Here is a 2,534-nt window from a genome sequence, read left to right as displayed (position 1 = left end):
GCGCCCAGCGAGCGCGCGGCGCTTCGGTGGGAGGACGGCGTCAGGCGCCGGGTCACACCGAAGAAATCGAGCACGCCACCCCTGTTGGCGACGTAGACGAGGCCGTCCGGACCTTGCACGACGGCCCAGTTCTGCCCGTACGCGTCGTAGTCCTCCGGTCCGAAGTTCTGAACGTAGAAGCGCCCCACTTCGTCGAAGGACGAGGCGGACTGAGCCTCGACGCCGTGGGGCAAGAGCGCCAGGGCGATCAGCAGACCACACAGCCGACCGGCCATGGGGCGCATACGATCGCCCTCGGGGCTGACGGGTTTCATGGCGCATCCTTCATGGGCTCATCTTTACACAGGCCGTAGCCAACCTGCCGATCCCCCTCTCCGCGGGTGGCCCGCCCCAGAGCTCGGGCGGCGAGGGGCAGCCCACGTCCCACCCCGCGCCCAGGATCCGGGTGGGTCGCGCCGCGTCGAGCCCGTCCGGCAGCGGCGGCAGGTGGCATTCGAACGACCCCGCCGCGTCGCATCCGTCGTCCCCTGGCGCGCCGTGTCGAAGAGCGAGCTCCTGGCGCGGGTCCAGACCCACATCGCGCTGCTGCTGGTTGCCCCCCGTTTCCGTTGCACCTTGTTTCCGTTCCACGTTTCCGTTGGATGTTGTATTCAACGTCTTATTCAGGCAGTGTCATTCCATCCGCGGAGCGGAGCCACCGGTGGCTGAGACGCGGTGGGCGTTGTCCGGTAGGAGCACATCTTGCAACAGATTCGAACCAACGGCGACGGGATGTCCAGGCTTCGCCTGATCATCGTCTGGCTGTCGATCGTCGCCGGTTCCGCGATCGGGGGCGGATTCACAGCGGCCACCGCACAACCTTCTCTGGATCCGCACCTGCCGCTCAGCAAGTACGTCATCGACACCTGGACGACCGAGGACGGCCTTCCGAGCTCCACCATCGAGGCCATCCTGCAAACCCGCGACGGCTACCTCTGGCTCGGCACCCGCGGCGGGTTGGCGCGCTTCGACGGGGTGCGTTTCAAGGTCTTCGACCGGAGCACGGTGCCGGGCTTCTTGAGCAACCGCGTGATGGCCCTCCACGAAGGCCGCGACGGCAGCCTCTGGGTCGGCCTCCTGCAGGGCGGCCTGCACCGTCTCCGCAACGGTACTTGGGACCATTTCGACACCCGTGACGGCCTCCTGGACAATTCGGTCACGGCCCTCTACGAGACCCGTGAGGGCGTCTGGATCGGCACGATGCGGGGCGTCAACCGCTGGAGCGGCGGAGGATTCTCGCCCGTTGACGGCTGTCCCGAAGACGTCGTCGCCCTCCAGAAGGCAGCGGACGGGACTCTCTGGATTCTCGGCAAGAGGAAGCTCACGCAAGTTGTCGACGGCAAGTGTGTGGCCTCGCCGGAAGGGCCCGCATTGCTGTGGGATCTGGATGCCAGGACAGGACGCTCCTGGGACCAGCTGCTGGCGGCTCGCGACGGCTTTCTGTGGCTGGTGACCGCTGACGGCAAGATCTTCCGCCTGGCCGGTGATGAGTTGACGGTGATGGGTGCCTACGAGGGGCCCTTGTATCCCGATGCCCTCTGTCTTTTCGGGGATCGCCGCGGGACGATCTGGGCCGGCACTCACGGGGGTCTGGTGCGGTTTGCCGACGGTGTGTCCACGACCTTCACCGCGGCCGATGGTCTCGTGGATACAAGGGTCCTCTCTCTCTTCGAGGATCGCGAGGGAAGCTTGTGGATCGGCACCTACAACGGCCTCAACCGATTCAAGAGAAGCCGGTTCGAGACGCTGACGGCCGCCGACGGACTGTCGGCCGACGACGTCTACTCGGCTTTCGAAAGCTCTGACGGCAACGTCTGGATCGCCTCGCCGACCGGCGTCGTCCGCTATTCGGAGGGAAGGCCGCGAGCCGCTCCGGTGGCCGGTAGGCTCGCGGGCAGAATTCAAGCTCTCCTGGAAGATTCGCGCGAAAGGCTCTGGGTCGGCACTTCCGAGGGCCTCTTTCATCTCGACGGCGACACTTGGAAGCGCTACGACAGGTCTGAAGATCTCGCGCGGACCGCCATCCACTCCCTCAGCGAGTCCCGTTCGGGTGAGATCTGGGTCGGTACCTCCACCCGAGCCATCCGCCTTGGCCAAGGTGGCGTCGCCACCGCCCTGGAGCTCGACGGGTCGCCGGTCGCGGACATCCTCGAAGACCGTCAGGGAGACCTGTGGTTCGCCACTGGCAAGCACCTCTTCCAACGCCGCGCAACGGTCCTCATCTCCTATCCCCAAGAGGACTCACGCACCTATCGCATCCGGGAAATCCGCCAGGACCCGTCGGGAGTTTTGTGGCTCGGGACCGTCGACAGCGGGCTGCTGCGTTTCGAGGACGGCCGACTTACGGAGTTCAATACCGCCAACGGCCTCTACTACGATCACGTCTGGCACAGTGCCGAGGACGCCCAGGGGGTCGGCTGGATGTGCAGTGACCGTGGGCTCTTCACCGCCGTACGCCGTGAGCTCGACGAGCTTGCACGCGGCGAGAGAACGTC

The 2,534-nt window shown here is 66.0% G+C and carries 3 protein-coding genes; 1 reads left to right on the top strand and 2 read right to left on the bottom strand.

Going from position 1 to position 2,534, the window contains the following annotated elements:
- Both GY769_18140 and GY769_18135 read right to left on the bottom strand, forming a co-directional pair.
- The coding region (locus tag GY769_18140) for a hypothetical protein (protein MCP4203843.1) at nt 1-314 on the bottom strand (314 nt) is incomplete at its 3' end.
- A gap of 10 nt (nt 315-324) precedes the next feature.
- A complete protein-coding gene (locus GY769_18135) occupies nt 325-630 on the bottom strand; it encodes a hypothetical protein (GenBank protein MCP4203842.1) in 306 nt (101 codons plus the stop codon).
- A gap of 111 nt (nt 631-741) precedes the next feature.
- Between GY769_18135 and GY769_18130 the strand changes: the two genes are divergently transcribed.
- A partial coding sequence (locus tag GY769_18130; GenBank protein MCP4203841.1) for a hypothetical protein occupies nt 742-2,534 on the top strand: 1,793 nt, incomplete at its 3' end.

The sequence above is a fragment of the bacterium genome, from assembly GCA_024224155.1.
GTDB lineage: Bacteria > Acidobacteriota > Thermoanaerobaculia > Multivoradales > JAHEKO01 > CALZIK01.
The sequence above is the reverse complement of the archived record's forward strand: the minus strand, read 5'-3'. Positions and strand labels throughout refer to the sequence as shown.